The 17,440-nt window shown below is 63.5% G+C and carries 13 protein-coding genes; 5 read left to right on the top strand and 8 right to left on the bottom strand.

Features of this window, described 5'->3' with window-relative positions:
• Window positions 1-148: 148 nt before the first annotated feature.
• The 3 genes from C163_RS24945 to C163_RS24955 all read right to left on the bottom strand — a co-directional run bounded on the left by C163_RS24945 (window position 149) and on the right by C163_RS24955 (window position 4,183).
• Window positions 149-1,246, bottom strand: a complete 1,098-nt coding sequence (locus C163_RS24945) for a polyamine ABC transporter substrate-binding protein (protein ID WP_025341036.1) — start codon at window positions 1,244-1,246, stop codon at window positions 149-151.
• Window positions 1,247-1,416: 170 nt separating this feature from the next.
• Entirely contained in the window at window positions 1,417-2,778 is a 1,362-nt protein-coding gene (locus tag C163_RS24950; RefSeq protein ID WP_025341037.1) for an aspartate aminotransferase family protein, read from the bottom strand.
• Window positions 2,779-2,824: 46 nt separating this feature from the next.
• Window positions 2,825-4,183, bottom strand: a complete 1,359-nt coding sequence (locus C163_RS24955; RefSeq protein WP_013974708.1) for a glutamine synthetase family protein — start codon at window positions 4,181-4,183, stop codon at window positions 2,825-2,827.
• A gap of 574 nt (window positions 4,184-4,757) precedes the next feature.
• On the opposite strand from C163_RS24955, the gene C163_RS24965 reads away from it, so the two are divergent.
• A complete protein-coding gene (locus C163_RS24965) occupies window positions 4,758-6,134 on the top strand; it encodes a glutamine synthetase family protein (RefSeq protein WP_003259348.1) in 1,377 nt (458 codons plus the stop codon).
• Window positions 6,135-6,332: 198 nt separating this feature from the next.
• On the opposite strand, the gene argA is transcribed toward C163_RS24965, so the two are convergent.
• Together argA and argE are read right to left on the bottom strand one after the other, a co-directional pair.
• Window positions 6,333-7,631, bottom strand: coding sequence for an amino-acid N-acetyltransferase (argA, locus tag C163_RS24970; protein ID WP_013974710.1), 1,299 nt, complete (start codon window positions 7,629-7,631; stop codon window positions 6,333-6,335).
• Window positions 7,632-7,755: 124 nt separating this feature from the next.
• Window positions 7,756-8,898 carry an acetylornithine deacetylase gene (argE, locus tag C163_RS24975; protein ID WP_025341039.1) on the bottom strand — a complete coding sequence of 381 codons (1,143 nt, stop codon included), beginning with the start codon at window positions 8,896-8,898 and terminating at the stop codon, window positions 7,756-7,758.
• A gap of 220 nt (window positions 8,899-9,118) precedes the next feature.
• Here argE and C163_RS24980 point away from each other — a divergent pair, with 220 nt between their 5' ends.
• Window positions 9,119-10,486: a CYTH domain-containing protein gene (locus C163_RS24980; protein ID WP_025341040.1), complete on the top strand. Its 1,368-nt coding sequence runs from the start codon at window positions 9,119-9,121 to the stop codon at window positions 10,484-10,486.
• A gap of 171 nt (window positions 10,487-10,657) precedes the next feature.
• Here the strand turns inward: C163_RS24980 and C163_RS24985 are convergent, their stop codons facing one another.
• Window positions 10,658-11,128, bottom strand: coding sequence for an Lrp/AsnC family transcriptional regulator (locus tag C163_RS24985; protein ID WP_025341041.1), 471 nt, complete (start codon window positions 11,126-11,128; stop codon window positions 10,658-10,660).
• Between the two features lie 126 nt (window positions 11,129-11,254).
• Between C163_RS24985 and C163_RS24990 the strand changes: the two genes are divergently transcribed.
• The 3 genes from C163_RS24990 (at window position 11,255) to C163_RS25000 (ending at window position 13,855) form a co-directional block, all read left to right on the top strand.
• Window positions 11,255-11,560, top strand: a complete 306-nt coding sequence (locus C163_RS24990) for a hypothetical protein (RefSeq protein WP_003259353.1) — start codon at window positions 11,255-11,257, stop codon at window positions 11,558-11,560.
• 205 nt (window positions 11,561-11,765) lie between these two features.
• Window positions 11,766-13,451: a GspE/PulE family protein gene (locus C163_RS24995; RefSeq protein WP_025341043.1), complete on the top strand. Its 1,686-nt coding sequence runs from the start codon at window positions 11,766-11,768 to the stop codon at window positions 13,449-13,451.
• 89 nt (window positions 13,452-13,540) lie between these two features.
• On the top strand, window positions 13,541-13,855 hold the full coding sequence (locus C163_RS25000; protein WP_003259356.1) for a DUF2388 domain-containing protein: 315 nt from the start codon (window positions 13,541-13,543) through the stop codon (window positions 13,853-13,855).
• 119 nt (window positions 13,856-13,974) lie between these two features.
• Here C163_RS25000 and gcvP read toward each other — a convergent pair whose 3' ends face one another.
• Window positions 13,975-16,848, bottom strand: coding sequence for an aminomethyl-transferring glycine dehydrogenase (gene gcvP / locus C163_RS25005; RefSeq protein WP_025341044.1), 2,874 nt, complete (start codon window positions 16,846-16,848; stop codon window positions 13,975-13,977).
• 194 nt (window positions 16,849-17,042) lie between these two features.
• The gene (gcvH, locus tag C163_RS25010; protein WP_025341045.1) at window positions 17,043-17,426 is read right to left on the bottom strand and encodes a glycine cleavage system protein GcvH; all 384 of its coding nucleotides are present in this window, start codon (window positions 17,424-17,426) and stop codon (window positions 17,043-17,045) included.
• Window positions 17,427-17,440 lie beyond the last annotated feature (14 nt).

Genomic DNA, 17,440 nt, shown 5'->3' on the forward strand with positions numbered 1-17,440 from the left:
CTCACAATCAGTGCCTGGGTAGCGACAATGCTGCCGCACACGCAAAACCGGCGCGCAACTTACCTTCGCAGCTTCGATGCCGCAATCATCAATTGCCTTTCACTGGCTCTGGGCCGGGATTCCCCGGCCCAGAGGTACCGCATCGGGCTTATTTGCCCGACTTGATCTTGGTCCAGCTGCGGGTGATCACACGCTGGGCAGACGCTTCAGGCGCAGCGATCGCGTACAGCTGCTTCTTCACTTCAGCTGGCGGATAAATGCTCGGATCGCTGGTGATTTCCTTGTCCACGAACTGGGTGGCGGCAGCGTTGCCGTTCGGGAAGCGCACGGCGTTGGTGATCTCGGCCATGATTTCCGGCTGCATCAGGAAGTTCATGAACTGGTAGGCAGCGTCTTTATGCTCGGCATCCTTGGGGATGGCGACCATGTCGTAGAAGGTACCGGCACCTTCCTTCGGAATGACGTAGTCCACCTTGACCTTGTCACCGGCTTCGTGGGCACGGGCCTTGGACTGCTCCAGGTCACCCGAGTAACCGACGGCTACGCAGATATTGCCGTTGGCCATGTCGCCGATGTACTTGGACGAGTGGAAGTAGGTGATCGAAGGACGGATCTTGAGGAACAGGTCCTCGGCGGCCTTCAGGTCTTCCTTCTTGGTGCTGTTGCTCGGCAGGCCCAGGTAGTGCAGCGCAGCCGGCAGCATTTCGGTCGGGGCATCCAGGAAGCTCACGCCGCAGCTCTTGAGCTTGGCGATGTTCTCAGGCTTGAACACCACGTCCCACGAGTCGATCTTGTCCACGCCCAGCGCGGCCTTGACCTTCTCCGGGTTGTAGCCGATGCCGATCGAGCCCCACATGTAAGGGAAGGCGTGCTTGTTGTCCTTGTCGCTGGCATCGCCAACGGCCTTGAGCAGGTCTGGGTCGAGGTTCTTCCAGTTCGGCAGCTTGGAGCGGTCCAGTTCCTCGTACACGCCAGCCTTGATCTGCTTGGCCAGGAAGTTGTTCGAAGGCACGACGATGTCATAGCCCGACTTGCCTGCCAGCAGCTTGGCTTCGAGGGTTTCGTTGCTGTCGAAGACGTCGTACTTGACCTTGATGCCCGACTGTTTCTCGAACTTGGCGATGGTGTCCGGAGCGATGTAGTCCGACCAGTTGTAGACGTTCAACACCTTGTCTTCAGCCTGAACAGCGGTAGCCATGGCACCCATAAGGGCGGCGGCCAGCAACGTCTTGCCCATTTTATTCATGCGTAATGCTCCAGAATTTTTTATTTAGCCATCTGTTCAGCAGCCAGGACCTACGGTGCAGAGCGCGCGGCGACTGAAACAGTCGCTAGTCTGGCAAGTTACAAGGCTCTGTATCAAGGAAAGCAGGGCCTTGTAACGACTTAATGTCACATCGCTAGCCTAGCAAACTGTCAGCGGATCGCTTCGAGCGTCAGATCAAGGCATTTACGTGCCTTTTCCACCAGTTCGTCGATCTCTGCATGGCTGATCACCAGCGGCGGCGCAATGATCATGGTGTCACCCACCGCGCGCATGATCAGGCCGTTTTCGAAGCAGAAGGTGCGGCAGATCATGCCCACGCCCTTGCCCTCGTAACGGCTGCGGGTGGCCTTGTCCTTGACCAGCTCGATCGCGCCGAGCAGACCCAGGCCGCGTACCTCGCCCACCAGAGGGTGGTCCTGCAGTTCACGCAAACGCTTTTGCAAATACGGTGCCGCTTCGCTGCGCGCCTTCTCGACGATTTTCTCGTCACGCAGGATGCGCAGGTTTTCCAGGCCCACGGCGGCCGCTACCGGGTGGCCGGAGTAGGTGAAGCCGTGGTTGAAGTCGCCGCCTTCGCTGAGTACCTGGGCCACGGTGTCACGCACGATCACACCGCCCATTGGGATGTAACCGGAAGTCAGGCCCTTGGCGATGGTCATCAGGTCAGGCTTGAGGTCGTAGTAGTCGGAACCGAACCACTCGCCGGTACGGCCGAAACCGCAGATCACTTCGTCGGCGACGAACAGGATGTCGTACCTGGCGAGGATCTCCTTCACCTTCGGCCAGTAGGTTTCCGGCGGGATGATCACGCCCCCGGCGCCCTGGATCGGCTCGGCGATGAAGGCGGCGACATTGTCTTCGCCGACTTCGAGGATTTTCTTCTCCAGCTGCTCGGCCGCCCACACCCCGAACTCATCCGGGGTCATGTCGCCGCCTTCGCCGAACCAGTAAGGCTGCGGGATATGCACGATGCCCGGGATCGGCAGGCCGCCCTGCTCGTGCATGCCGCTCATGCCGCCCAGGCTGGCACCAGCCACGGTGGAGCCGTGGTAGCCGTTGATGCGGCCGATGATGGTCTGCTTCTGTGGCTTGCCTTTCAACGCCCAGTAATGGCGGACCATGCGCAGCACGGTGTCGTTGCCTTCGGAGCCGGAGCCGGTGAAGAACACATGGGTCATGCCTTGCGGCGCGACATCGGAGATTGCCTTGGCCAGTTCCAGCGCAGGCGGGTGGGCAGTCTGGAAGAACAGGTTGTAGTACGGCAGCTCGCGCATCTGCTTTTCTGCCGCCTGCACCAGTTCTTCACGGCCATAGCCCACCGCCACGCACCACAGGCCAGCCATGCCGTCGAGGATCTTGTGCCCCTCGCTATCCCACAAATGCACACCCTGGGCCTTGGTGATGATGCGCGGCCCCTTCTCCTTCAGCTGCTTGTAGTCGCTGAAGGGCGCGAGGTGATGCTCCTCGCTCAGGGTTTGCCATTCACGGGTTTGCGGGTTGTTGACGCTCATGTGCTTCTCCGTTGTTCGACAGCCGCGTCCTGCGGCACCAAGTTGATCAGACAGCAAACAGCAGGAACTCACGCTCCCAGGAACTGATGACTCGCTTGAAGTTCTCGTGCTCGGCGCGCTTGGTAGCGACGTAGCCGGTGATGAACTTCTTGCCCAGGTACTGCACCAGTGCACGGCTGTTTTCCATGCGTTCCAGGGCATCTTCGATGGTCAGTGGCAGGCGCAGGTTGCGGCGTTCGTAGCCACGACCCTGCACCGGCGCGCTGGCGTCGATGCCTTCGACCATGCCGATGTAGCCACACAGCAGGCTGGCGGCGATGGCCAGGTAAGGGTTGGCGTCGGCGCCTGGCAGGCGGTTTTCGACCCGGCGGCTTTGCGGGCCGGCGTCCGGCACGCGCAGGCCGACGGTACGGTTTTCCTCGCCCCACTCCACGTTCACCGGCGCCGAGGTGTCAGGCAGGAAGCGGCGGAACGAGTTGACGTTGGGCGCGAACAGCGGCAATGCCTCGGGGATGAACTTCTGCAGGCCACCGATGTGGTGCAGGAACAGTTCGCTCATGCTGCCGTCGTCGTTGCTGAAGATGTTCTTGCCGGTGGCCACGTCGACCACGCTCTGGTGCAGGTGCATGGCACTGCCTGGCTCGCCGGTCATGGGCTTGGCCATGAAGGTGGCGGCCACATTGTGCTTGAGCGCGGCCTCGCGCATGGTGCGCTTGAACACCAGGATCTGGTCGGCCAGGTGCAGGGCGTTGCCATGACGGAAGTTGATCTCCATCTGCGCCGTGCCGTCTTCATGGATCAGCGTGTCGAGGTCCAGCTGCTGCAGTTCGCACCAGTCGTAGACGTCTTCGAACAGCGGGTCGAATTCGTTGGCGGCTTCGATCGAGAACGACTGGCGGCCGGTTTCCGGGCGGCCCGAACGGCCTACCGGGGGCTGCAGCGGGAAGTCCGGGTCTTCGCTGCGCTTGGTCAGGTAGAACTCCATCTCCGGCGCGACGATCGGCTGCCAGCCCTTGTCGGCGTAGAGCTTGAGGACTTTCTTCAGCACGTTGCGCGGCGACAGTTCGACCGGGTTGCCCTTCTTGTCGTAGGTGTCGTGGATCACCTGGGCGGTCGGCTCGATGGCCCATGGCACCAGGAACACGGCGTTCTCGTCGGGGCGGCAGATCATGTCGATGTCCGCCGGGTCCAGCAGTTCGTAATAGATGTCGTCGTCGACGTAGTCGCCGGTCACGGTCTGTAGCAGCACGCTCTCGGGCAGGCGCATGCCTTTTTCGGCGATGAATTTGTTGGTAGGCGAAATCTTGCCGCGCGTGATGCCAGTCAGGTCACTGATCATGCATTCGACTTCGGTGATCTTGTGCTCTTTCAACCAATCGGTGAGCTGGTCGAGGTTGTTACTCATAAATACCTCAGGAGGTAAGGTGGTCCGCGCACTGATTCTGGATGGAGTACATTGCTAAAGCAAAAACCCCCGCGCAGAGCCACAGTGGATACACTGAAAACAGGTGCGTCCGTAATGAGTTCGAAAGGCAGGAAGACGAAACGAAGGGCGGCAAGCCGCTACGAGGGCAGGTCCGGGAGCGCCAAACGTCAATTATTGCGGCCAGGGCGGCCACGCCATTGACGAAGCTTGCAAAAAAGACGGATGTACCCGATGGCACTGCGCAGGCAGTGCTTTCAGGTCTCGGCAAGCGGACCATGTGACCCTCGTATTATTGTGTTCTGGGTTGAGACCGAGCTTAGCCTTGTTCATTTTTTTACACAACACCTCCGTAAAAAATAAAACACGGTTGGTCGGAGATAGCCCTTTGCGCGGGAAATAGCGGATAATGGTTTGCCCCGAGATGCAGCAAATCTGCCGTCGATGTGCCATTTCAGGGCATCATGGGGTTGGCTTGACATCAGTTTGTCTTTTCGATTGACTGGTCTTGCAAGCCCCCCTTGATTGATATTTTTAACAACAAAGGTGTTGCATCATGTCGGTACCCCCGCGTGCCGTTCAGCTTAACGAAGCGAACGCGTTCCTTAAGGAACATCCTGAGGTTCTCTACGTTGACCTTCTGATTGCAGATATGAATGGTGTGGTGCGTGGCAAGCGCATAGAGCGCACCAGCCTCCACAAGGTTTACGAGAAAGGCATCAACCTGCCTGCCTCCCTCTTCGCCCTGGACATCAACGGTTCCACCGTTGAAAGCACCGGGCTGGGCCTGGACATCGGCGATGCTGACCGCATCTGCTATCCAATCCCTGACACCCTCTGTAACGAGCCGTGGCAAAAGCGCCCTACTGCCCAGCTGCTGATGACCATGCACGAGCTCGAAGGCGAGCCGTTCTTCGCCGACCCGCGTGAAGTGCTGCGTCAGGTGGTGAGCAAGTTCGACGAACTGGGCCTGACCATCTGCGCCGCGTTCGAGCTGGAGTTCTACCTGATCGACCAGGAGAACGTGAACGGCCGCCCGCAGCCGCCGCGCTCGCCAATTTCGGGCAAGCGCCCGCAGTCGACCCAGGTGTACCTGATCGACGACCTCGACGAATATGCCGACTGCCTGCAGGACATCCTGGAAGGCGCGAAGGAGCAAGGCATCCCGGCCGACGCCATCGTCAAGGAAAGCGCCCCGGCGCAGTTCGAAGTCAACCTGCACCACGTGGCCGACCCGCTCAAGGCCTGCGACTACGCGGTGCTGCTCAAGCGGTTGATCAAGAACATCGCCTACGACCATGAAATGGACACCACTTTCATGGCCAAGCCCTACCCGGGCCAGGCAGGCAACGGCCTGCATGTACACATTTCCGTGCTGGACAAAGATGGCAACAACATCTTCACCAGCGAGGATCCCGAGCAGAACGCCGCGCTACGTCACGCTGTCGGCGGTGTGCTCGAGACCCTGCCCGCGTCCATGGCGTTCCTTTGCCCGAACGTCAACTCGTACCGCCGCTTCGGCGCGCAGTTCTATGTGCCGAACGCGCCAAGCTGGGGCCTGGACAACCGCACCGTGGCCCTGCGCGTGCCGACCGGTTCGCCGGACGCCGTGCGCATCGAGCACCGCGTGGCCGGTGCCGACGCCAACCCGTACCTGATGATGGCCGCCGTGCTGGCCGGCGTGCACCATGGCCTGACCAACAAGGTCGAGCCGGGTGAGCCGATCGAAGGCAACTCGTACGAGCAGCTGGAGCAGAGCCTGCCGAACAACCTGCGCGATGCCCTGCGCGAGCTGGACGACAGCGAGATCCTGAACAAGTACATCGATCCGAAGTACATCGACATCTTCGTCGCGTGCAAGGAGAGCGAGCTGGAGGAGTTCGAGCACTCGATCTCCGACCTCGAGTACAACTGGTACCTGCATACCGTGTAAACAAAAACGCCGCCCACAAGGGCGGCGTTTTTCATTGGCTTCCAGGCGACTGGGTCCCTTGTAGGAGCGGCCTTGTGTCGCGATGGGCCGCGCAGCAGCCCCGACAACCTCGGCTAAAACACAAGGCCCTGGGGGCCGCTTTGCGGCCCATCGCGACACAAGGCCGCTCCTACAGAGACCGCGCAGGAGGCAGATGCCTTACAAGGGCTTCTCGAAGATTTTCGAATTGCGCTGGTAGTTGTACAGCGAAGCCCGCGCCGCTGGCAGCCGCTCGACCCCGCTCGGCGCAAACCCGCGTTCGCGGAACCAGTGCGCGGTACGCGTAGTCAGCACGAACAGGGTATTCAGCCCCAACTGCCGCGCCCGGCTTTCGATGCGCTCCAGCAGCTCGTCACCACGCCCGCCATGCCGGTACTCCGGGTTCACCGCCAGGCACGCCAGCTCGCCGGCGTCGGAGTCGGCAATCGGGTACAACGCCGCACAGGCGATGATCATGCCTTCGCGCTCGACCACGCTGAACTGCTCGATCTCCCGCTCCAGCACCTCACGCGAACGGCGCACCAGGATACCCTGCTCTTCCAGCGGGCTGATCAGCTCCAGCAAGCCGCCCACGTCTTCGATGGTCGCCTCGCGCACCACTTCGAACTGCTCCTGCGACACCAGCGTGCCGCCACCGCCACGGGTGAACAGCTCGGTCAGCAAGGCGCCGTCCTCGGCATAGCTGACGATATGGCTGCGCGCCACGCCGCCTTTGCAGGCTTCGGCCGCGGCATCCAGCAATTCGCCCTGGTAATCGCTGCCCAGGCGCTGCAGATGCGGGGCAACCTGCTGCGGGCGCAACTCACGCACCAGCTTGCCATCGGCATCCAGCAGGCCCGGCTCGGCACCGAACAGCAGCAGCTTGTCGGCACCCAGTTCGATGGCGGCGCGGGTGGCCACGTCTTCGCAGGCCAGGTTGAAGATTTCCCCCGTGGGCGAATAGCCCAGCGGCGACAACAGCACGATGGAGCGCTCGTCGAGCAGGCGGCTGATGCCCTTGCGGTCGACCCGGCGCACTTCGCCGGTGTGGTGGTAGTCCACGCCTTCGAGCACGCCGATCGGCCGCGCCGTGACCAGGTTGCCGGACGCCACGCGCAGGCGCGAGCCCTGCATCGGCGAAGCGGCGATGTCCATCGACAGGCGTGCCTCGATGGCCAGGCGCAAGGCGCCGACGGCATCGATCACGCAATCCAGGGTGGCGGCATCGGTGATGCGCAGGCCACGGTGGTAGTGCGGGGTCAGGCCGCGATCAGCCAGGCGGCTTTCGATCTGCGGGCGCGAGCCATGCACCAGCACCAGGCGCACGCCCAGGCTGTGCAGCAGCACCAGGTCGTGGACGATGTTGCCGAAATTAGGGTGTTCCACCCCATCGCCAGGGAGCATGACCACGAAGGTGCAGTCGCGATGGGCATTGATATACGGGGAGGCATGACGCAGCCAGTTGACGTAGTCGGGCATGACAGGGCCTGTGGATAAGTGGACGGAGAACGGCGATACAGGGGGCGTTCAGGATCATCGTCGGAACAGGCTTGCGGTCACGCGCGGTCTCCTCTAGGCAGGAACGAAACAGTTCGGTTGACGTTTAGTCCAGGCAATAGTGCCGGATCAGGTCACGCAATAGACGCACGGTAGGCTCGATTCGTGACATTTCAAGGTATTCGCCGGGCTGGTGGGCACAGGCGATGTCGCCGGGGCCCAGCACGATGGTCTGGCAACCCAGTTGCTGAAGATAAGGCGCTTCGGTGCCGAACGCCACCGCTTCGGCGCGATGGCCGGTCAGGCGCTCCGCCACTTGCACCAGCTCGGCGTCGGCGGCCTGCTCGAATGGCGGCACCTCGGGGAACAGCGGGCCATAGTCGATGCGCACGTCATGGCGCTCGGCCACCGGCACCAGCTTCTCGCGAATGGCAGCACGCAGTTGCTCGACGTCCATGCCCGGCAGTGGCCGCAGGTCGAACTCCAGGGCGCACTGGCCACAGATGCGGTTGGGGTTGTCGCCGCCGTGAATACAGCCGAAGTTCATGGTCGGCGTCGGCACGGTGAATTGCGGGTTGCGGTAGGTTTGCTGCCATTGCTGGCGCAGGCCCATCAACTCGCCCATTACCGCATGCATGGCCTCCATGGCGCTACGGCCAAGGCTTGGGTCCGACGAATGGCCGCTGCGCCCGAGGATGTCGATGCGGTCCATGAGGATGCCCTTGTGCATGCGGATCGGCCGCAGCCCGGTGGGCTCGCCGATCACCGCCGCACGGCCGAGTGGCTGGCCGGCCTCGGCCAGGGCGCGGGCACCGGACATGGAGCTTTCTTCGTCACAGGTGGCGAGGATCAGCAGCGGCTGCTTGAAATCGTGCTCCAACAGCGGGATGACCGCCTCGATGACCAGGGCGAAGAAGCCCTTCATGTCGCAGCTGCCCAGGCCGACCCAGCGGCCATCGGTTTCGGTCAGCTTCAGCGGGTCGCTGGCCCACAGCTGTCCGTCATAGGGTACGGTGTCGCTGTGCCCCGCCAGCACCAGGCCCCCCGGGCCAGTGCCACGGCTGGCCAGCAGGTTGAACTTGCCGGGGCTGACCTGCTGGATGTCGCACTTGAAACCCAGGTCACCCAGCCAGCCGGCCAGCAGGTCGATGACCTGGCGATTGGACTGGTCCAGCGCAGGCTGGGTGCAACTGACCGAGGGCGCGGCGATCAGGGCGGCGAACTGGTCTTTCAGCGTCGGCAACGGCATGCGCGTACTCCTCGGAAGCGTTGCCCATCATAGCAATGCCGTCCAACCGTGTGGGCTTCTTCGCGGGTAAACCCGCTCCCACAGGGAAAGCGCTACACCTGAGGGCTACACAGTACCTGTGGGAGCGGGTTCACCCGCGAAGAAGCCAACCACGATCCAACAGACGAGAGCCGACTCCTGTAGACTGCTGGGCAACCACGCCCCCTCCTTCGAGCCTGTGATGCACAAAGAAACCGAACTCAAGCTCCGCGCCAGCCGCGAGACCCTTGCCGCCCTGCGCGAGCACCCTCTGCTGAAAAAGCGCAACAAGTCCGGCTGGCAGACCCGCGAACTGCTCAACCAGTACTTCGACACCCCCGAGCGCGAGCTCTCTGCTGCCCGTGTCGCCCTGCGCCTGCGCCGCGATGGCGAGGCCATCATCCAGACCCTCAAGTGCCGCGGCACCAGCGTGGCCGGCCTGTCCGAGCGCAACGAGCACGAATGGCAGCTGGACAAGGTCAAGCTCGACCTGAAGAAGCTCGACGACAGCTGCTGGCCCGCGCAACTGGCCAACCTGGACAAAAAGACCATCAAGCCGCTGTTCACCACCGACTTCAGCCGTGAATACGCCGAAATCGCCTGGGGCCGTGGCAAGAGCAAGGTGGTGATCGAGGCCGCGCTGGACCAGGGGTTCGTGATCGCCGGCAAGCGCAAGGAAGAAATCTGCGAGCTGGAACTGGAACTGCGCGAAGGCGAGCCGCAGGCACTGCTGGAACTGGCCGCCGAGCTGGCCGCCAGCCTGCCGTTGATGCCATGCGACATCAGCAAGGCCGAGCGTGGTTACCGCCTGCTGGAGCCGGACAGCTACGAGCTGGGCCTGCCGCACACCGAGCTGGAAGCCGAAATGGCCGTGGACGACGCCTACGCCGCACTGGCCTGGCAACTGCTGGGCAGCAGCCAGCGCCTGGCCGAGCAATACCGCCACAACGGCCACTGGCGCCTGCTGCAGGACTGGGTCGAGTGCCTGAGCGAGCTGCGTGCCATTACCGCCAGCCTGGGCCAGGCCGCGCCGCGCGCCACCACCCGCGACCTGCGCAGCAGCCTCGACGCCCTGCTCGAAGACTGGCGCCCGCTGGTGCAGGCCGGCAACGAAGACGAAGATATCCGCCGCGCCGCCCCCGAGCAGTTCGCCGAAGAGCTGGAGGACGTGCGCTGGGGCCAGTTCTCGCTGGAAACCTCGCGCTGGCTGCTGGCCCGTGCCTGGACCGTGGAGCGCAAAGGCCGTGGCGAGCGCCAGGGCAAGGCGCAGCTGGCAAGCTGGCTGGCGCACCTGCTGGGCGAAGAAGGCCGAGCGTTGAAGCTGCCGCTGTACACCCAGCGTCCGGAAGACCTGGCCGAGCAACTGCCGCGTATCGAACAGCTGCTGGCCTGGCTGCACCATGCCCGTCAGGTGCTGGAAGCGCCGCAGATGGACCGCCTGTATGGCGACCTGAAGAAGCTGCATGAGCTGGCTGAACAGCCGATCAGCGATGAAGTGCTGGAAGCGCGTATCGAACAGGCTCGGGCGGTGGATCAGAGCCGCGGCTGGAAGCACCTGCTCAAGGTGTGAATCCTTCTGAAGGCTGACACAGCCTTTGTAGGAGCGGCCTTGTGTCGCGAAAGGGCCGTACAGCGGCCCCGGCAATATCTGCTTGGTGCACAAAGCCTGGGGGCGCTTAGCGCCCCTTTCGCGACACAAGGCCGCTCCTACAGGGACCGCGTCAGCGGGTCTGAAACGGTCTTACCGCGACAATGGCAGACTGGTGGTGGACTTGATCTCCGACAGCGCCACGATCGAGTTCACCTCCTGTATCCCCGGCACGTTCGACAGTTTTTCGAAGAAGAACCGTTCATAAGCCTCGATATCCGGGGTAACGATGCGCAACAGAAAGTCCACCGACCCCATCAGCACATAACACTCCAGCACCTCCGGAAACCCGCGGATTGCGTCGGTGAACTCGGTGAAGTTGGAGCGCCCGTGGGCGTTCAGTTTCACCTCGGCGAATATCTGCGTGTTCAGGCCGACCTTCTTGCGGTCCAGCAAGGTCACCTGCCCGAGAATCACCCCCTCCTCCTTCAACCGCTGGATACGCCGCCAGCACGGCGATTGCGACAGCCCCACGCGTTCGGCGATCTGCGCGCTGGACAGCGAAGCGTCCTCCTGCAGCAGTTCGAGGATACGGCGGTCGTAGGCGTCCAGCTCGCTGTGCATAAATAATTCTCCCGAACAGCACTTTATGAATAGAGCAATTCGCCAATACAGCGAAACGATCAAATCATAGCGAAAAAATACCGCCGCCAACGTGCAAGAATTTCTCCCACATTTGCGGAGACCAGCATGAACGCACAGCCCCGTACCGACGCCTGGGCCGCCAGCAGCGCCCATAGCACCGTGCACTATCGCCTGCAGGCCGAGGCCGAGCCTGACAGCCTGTGCCGGGTGCTCAACCTGTTTGCCCTGCAGTTCCTGACCCCGCACAGCGTGCAGGTCAGCCAGCAGGATGACTGGCTGGATATCGAGGTCGGCATCGGCGGCCTGAGCTGGCACCGGGCCGAGGTGATTGCGCAAAAACTGCGTAACCTGGTGTGTGTGGGCGAGGTGAGCCTGAGCAACCTGCAGCGGGTGGAGCTGGCGGTGGTCTGAGCCATCCGCTTTGGCCCCTTCGCGGGCTCGCCCGCTCCCACAGGATTACCACGGACCTCAGCCCTGTGGTGTACCTGTGGGAGCGGGCGAGCCCGCGAAGAGCCAGTACAGGCATTGCAAGATTCCGAAACCTTTCACCCTCGGTAACCCTCCCTCGCCCGGCTAGCCTTGATCAGCACTCCCCTATCAGGCACGGACGCCAACCATGCACACACCCGACAACCCGGCACTCGACCTCAAGCACCTGCTCCAGGCCCTGCTCGCCGACCAGCACCTGCACGCCAACGACACCCTGCAGGTACTCGAGCACGCCGCCACTCACCCCACCGCCCACCCGCTGGAACAGATCGCCGCCTGCGCCCTGGAAGACCGCCGACACCCTGGCCAGCCCCTGGACCTGGACCGCCTCTGCCAATGGCTGGCCAACAAGGTCGGCCAGCCCTACCTGCGCATCGACCCGCTGCAACTGGACCTGCCCCAGGTCACCGGTCTGATATCCCCGGCCTTCGCCCAGCGCCACGGCATCCTTATCGTCGCCGCCGACGCCTCCAACGTCACCGTCGCCAGCGCCCAGCCCTACCAGGACGACTGGCTGGCCGACCTCGCCCGCAGCCTGGGCCGGCCGATCCGTCGCGTGCTGGCCAACCCGCAGCAGGTCCGCCAGGCAGGGCAGTCGTTTCACCGCCTGGCCCAATCGGTAAAGGGCGCGCAACACCAGCAGTCAGCCAGCCTGGGCGAACTCGAACAGCTGCTGGAGCTGGGCAAGCGCCAGGCCGAGGCCAGTGCGGACGACGCGCACATCGTGCATATCGTCGACTGGCTGCTGCAGTACGCCATCGAGCAACGCGCCAGCGATATCCACCTGGAACCACGCCGCGAACAGGGCCAGCTGCGCTACCGCATCGACGGCCTGCTGCACAACGTCTACGCCTTCCCCGCCGGGGTGACCCTGGCGCTGGTCAGCCGCCTGAAACACCTGGGGCGCATGGACGTCGCGGAAAAGCGCCGGCCGCAGGATGGCCGGCTGCAAAGCCGCCTGCCTGGCGGCGGCGAGGTGGAACTGCGGCTGTCGACCTTGCCGACCCCGTTCGGCGAAAAATTGGTGCTGCGCCTGTTCGACCCGCAACAGCTGCAAGAAGGCTTCGACCGGCTGGGCCTGGATGGGCCACAGCTGGACCAGTGGCAAGGCCTGCTGCGCCAGCGCCAGGGCATCATCCTGGTCACCGGCCCCACCGGGTCCGGCAAGACCAGCACGCTGTACGCCAGCCTCAAGCTGCTGGCCACGCCGCAGGTCAACCTGTGCACTATCGAAGACCCGATCGAGCGCCTGGATCCCACCTTCAACCAGTTGCAGGTGCAGCCCGCCCTGGACCTGGGTTTCGCCAACGGTGTGCGGGCCATGCTGCGCCAGGACCCGGACATCATCATGATCGGCGAAATCCGTGACCGCGAGACCGCCCTGGTGGCGGTGCAGGCAGCCCTGACCGGGCACCTGGTGCTGTCGACCCTGCATACCAACGACGCCTGTGGCGCGATCACCCGCCTGCAGGAACTGGGTGTGGCCGACTACCTGATCAAGGCGACGCTGGTGGGGGTCATGGCTCAGCGGCTGGTGCGCACACTGTGCGCGGATTGCCGGGGTGGTGCAGCGCTGCCCGAAGGCCAGCCATGCCGTACCTGTCGTGGCACGGGGTTCCATGGCCGCACAGGGTTGTTCGAGCTGCTGATACCCAGCGACAGCCTGCGCGCCCTGATAGGCCCGGGCAGCGATCTGGCCGGTTTGCGGCGCCAGGCCGTGGCCGATGGCTTGCTCGATCTGCGCCGCTGCGGCGAAGCCAAGGTAGCCTGCGGGCAGACCCGCCAAGAGGAAGTGCTACGGGCCTGTTCCTGAGCAAAAATCCTTTGTATTCAAGGAACTTGCCTCCCTGTGGCAGGATCAAACCGCGCATCTTCAACCCTCACCCTTCGAGGTGTTTCAACATGCGTTTCAAAACCGCCATCGCTGCCGCTGCCTTGCTTTCGCTGCCTATCGGCTCGGCCATGGCCGATACCTTCTGGCGTAACGTGATGACTACCGGTGCTACCACGGCATCGAGCTACCTGACCTCCGGGGATCACAAGCTGGTGATGGCGGCGCAGGATGACGCCGGCAGCTTCGTGGCCAGCGAAGGCGCGATCCGCGGGCCGTTCCTTGAAGCGGCGATTCGCCAGGCCCGCGCAGAGAACCCGGGGATGCAGGCTTCCGACATGGAACTGGCCAATGCCATCCTGGCCAAGAATGCGGTAGCCGAGTAACCGCGTCGCCTGCTTCGCGGGTGAACCCGCTCCCACAGGTACTGCACAGTATTCAAAACTTGTACAAGCCCTGTGGGAGCGGGTTTACCCGCGAAGAGGCCGGCACAGGCAAACCACAATTAGCGGTAAGCCTCCACCGGCACACAAGCACAGAACAAATTCCTGTCCCCATACACGTTGTCGACCCGGTTCACCGCTGGCCAGTACTTGTGCTGGCGCACATGAGCACTGGGCGCCACCGCCTGTTCCAGGCTGTAGGGCCTGTCCCACACCGCCAGCACATCGGCCAGGGTATGCGGCGCATGCTTGAGCGGGTTGTTCTCCGCCGGCCAGTTGCCCTCCTGCACTTCGCCAATTTCCGCCCGAATCGCCAGCATCGCCTCGACGAAGCGGTCCAACTCGGCCTTCGACTCACTCTCGGTCGGCTCGACCATCAGCGTGCCCGGCACCGGGAACGACATGGTCGGCGCGTGGAAGCCATAGTCCATCAGGCGCTTGGCCACGTCCTCTTCGCTGATGCCGGTCAGCGCCTTCAGCGGCCGCAGGTCGAGGATGCACTCATGCGCCACCCGCTGGTTGCGCCCGCGGTAGAGCACCGGGAAGGCCCCACCCAGCTGGCTGGCCAGGTAATTGGCCGAGAGGATCGCCACCTCGCTGGCATCGGCCAGCTGCGGCCCCATCATGGCTATGTACATCCAGCTGATCGGCAGGATGCTCGCACTGCCCCAGGGCGCGGCACTGACCGCGCTGTTGTTCGGGTCCAGGCCGGGTACCGGCACCACCGGGTGGCTGGCGACGAACGGCTTGAGGTGCGCGCGAATGCCGATCGGGCCCATGCCCGGCCCGCCACCACCGTGGGGGATGCAGAAGGTCTTGTGCAGGTTCATGTGTGAAACGTCGGCGCCGATATCCGCCGGCCGCGCCAGGCCCACCTGGGCATTGAGGTTGGCGCCATCCATGTATACCTGGCCACCGTGCTGGTGAACCACTTCGCAGATCTCGCGAATCCCCTCTTCATACACGCCGTGGGTCGACGGGTAAGTGATCATCAGGCACGACAACCGATCCCCGGCCGAGTGGGCCTTGGCCTTGAGGTCGGCCAGGTCGACGTTGCCATCGTCGTCGCAATCGACGATCACCACCTCCATGCCGGCCATTTGCGCCGACGCCGGGTTGGTGCCGTGGGCCGACGACGGAATCAGGCACAGCGTGCGTTGCGGCTGGTGGCGGCTGCGGTGGTAGCGGGTAATGGCCATCAGGCCGGCGTACTCGCCCTGGGCACCGGAGTTGGGCTGCATGCAGATGGCATCGAAGCCGGTAATGGCGCACAGCCAGCTTTCCAGTTCGTCGATCATCGCCTTGTAGCCGATGGCCTGGGACGCCGGGGCAAACGGATGCAGCTGGGCAAAGCCAGGCCAGGTGATGGGGATCATCTCGCTGGTGGCGTTGAGCTTCATGGTGCACGAACCCAGCGGGATCATCGACTGGTTCAGCGCCAGGTCCTTGTTCTCGAGCTGCTTGAGGTAGCGCAGCATCTCGGTTTCGCTGTGGTGCAGGTTGAACACCGGGTGGGCGAGGAACGGCGTGCGCCGCACCAGGCTGGCGGGGATGCCTTCGGGCAGGGCCAGCTGGTCGAGTGCGGCTATATCCAGGCCGTGGTCCACCCCCAGGAAGATATCGAACAGGCGCAGCACCGTCTGCTCCGAGCAGGTCTCGTCCAGGCTCACGCCCAGGTGCCCGCGGCCAAGGATGCGCAAGTTGATCTGCGCGGCTTCGGCGCTTTCGATGATGGCCACCTGGGCACCGCCGACGTCCAGGGTAAGGGTGTCGAAGAAGTGCTGGTTGAGGCGTTTGATGCCCTTGGCCTCGAGGCCGGCGGCCAGGATGAAGGTCAGCCGGTGCACGCGCTGGGCAATGCGCTGCAGGCCTTCCGGGCCGTGGTACACCGCGTAGAAGCCGGCAATGTTGGCCAGCAGCACCTGGGCCGTGCAGATGTTGGAGTTGGCCTTCTCGCGGCGGATATGCTGCTCGCGGGTCTGCAGGGCCATGCGCAACGCGGTGTTGCCACGGGCATCGCGCGACACGCCGATGATGCGCCCCGGCATGGCTCGCTTGTAGTCATCGCGGCAGGCGAAATAGGCCGCGTGGGGGCCGCCATAGCCCATCGGTACGCCAAAGCGCTGGGTCGAGCCCAGCACCACATCGGCACCCAGCTCCCCAGGCGGTGCCAGCACCACCAGGCTGAGCAGGTCGGCGGCTACGCAGGCCAGGGCATGCTGGCTGTGCAAATGGTCGATTTGCGGGCGCAGGTCGCGCACCTCGCCGTGGGTATCCGGGTACTGCAGCAAGGCCCCGAAAACCGCGTGTTTGCCAAGGTTATCCACAGAGTCGACGATCAGCTCGAAGCCGAAGCCCTCGGCACGGGTCTTGAGTACCGACAGGGTCTGCGGGTGACAGTGCTCGTCGGCGAAGAAGGCATTGCTCTTGTTGCGCGCCACCCGCTTGGCCAGGGCCATGGCCTCGGCGGCGGCGGTAGCTTCGTCGAGCAGCGAGGCGTTGGCCAGGGCCAGCCCGGTGAGGTCGATGACCATCTGCTGGAAGTTCAGCAGCGCCTCCAGCCGGCCTTGGGCAATCTCGGGCTGATAAGGCGTGTAGGCGGTGTACCAGCCCGGGTTTTCCAGCACGTTGCGCAGGATGACCGTGGGGGTGATGGTGCCGTGGTAGCCCATGCCGATCAGGCTGGTCCAGACCTGGTTCTGCCCAGCGTAACCGGCGAGCTTGGCCAGGGCGGCCTGTTCGTCCAGTGCCGGCGGCAGGTCGAGGGGGCGATTGAGGCGGATGTCTGGTGGTACGGTCTGCTCGATCAGCTCACTGCGGCTGGCGACACCCAGCGCGTTGAGCATGGCCTGCTGCTCCGTGGCATCCGGGCCCAGGTGGCGACGCAGGAATGGGTTGAGCTCTTGCAGTTGATGCAGGGATGGCGACTGGGACATGACGACGCTCTCTTCCTGGAACAGCTCTCATGGAGACTTACAAGTCTAGGAAGGGATTGCCGATTCTGCGGGGAAAGTTGCTCGCAGGCCCGGCCTCTTCGCGGCTAAAGCCGCTCCCACAGGGACCGCACAGGTATCAGACGCTGTGCAGTCCCTGTGGGAGCGGCTTTAGCCGCGAAGAAGGCAACGCGGTCTTACTCGCCGATAGCGGCTGCGTAGCCAGCAGCACCCAGCAGCTTGTCCAGCTCGGCCGGGTTGCTTGGCTTCAGCTTGAAGATCCACGACTCGTAAGGTTCTTCGTTGAGCAGCTCAGGGCTGTCAGCCAGTTCTTCGTTGACCGCGATCACTTCGCCACCGACCGGGGCATAGATGTCCGAAGCGGCCTTGACCGACTCGACCACACCGGCCGCGTCGCCAGCGGCGAATACCTTGCCGACTTCAGCCAGCTCGACGAATACCACGTCACCCAGGGCTTGCTGGGCGTGGTCGCTGATACCCACGGTCACGGTGCCGTCGGCTTCCAGGCGAGCCCACTCGTGGCTTTCGGCAAAACGCAGGTCGGCGGGGATATTGCTCATGTCTTGAATTCCTC

This window comes from Pseudomonas sp. FGI182 (assembly GCF_000511325.1).
Classification (GTDB): Bacteria; Pseudomonadota; Gammaproteobacteria; order Pseudomonadales; family Pseudomonadaceae; genus Aquipseudomonas; species Aquipseudomonas putida_Z.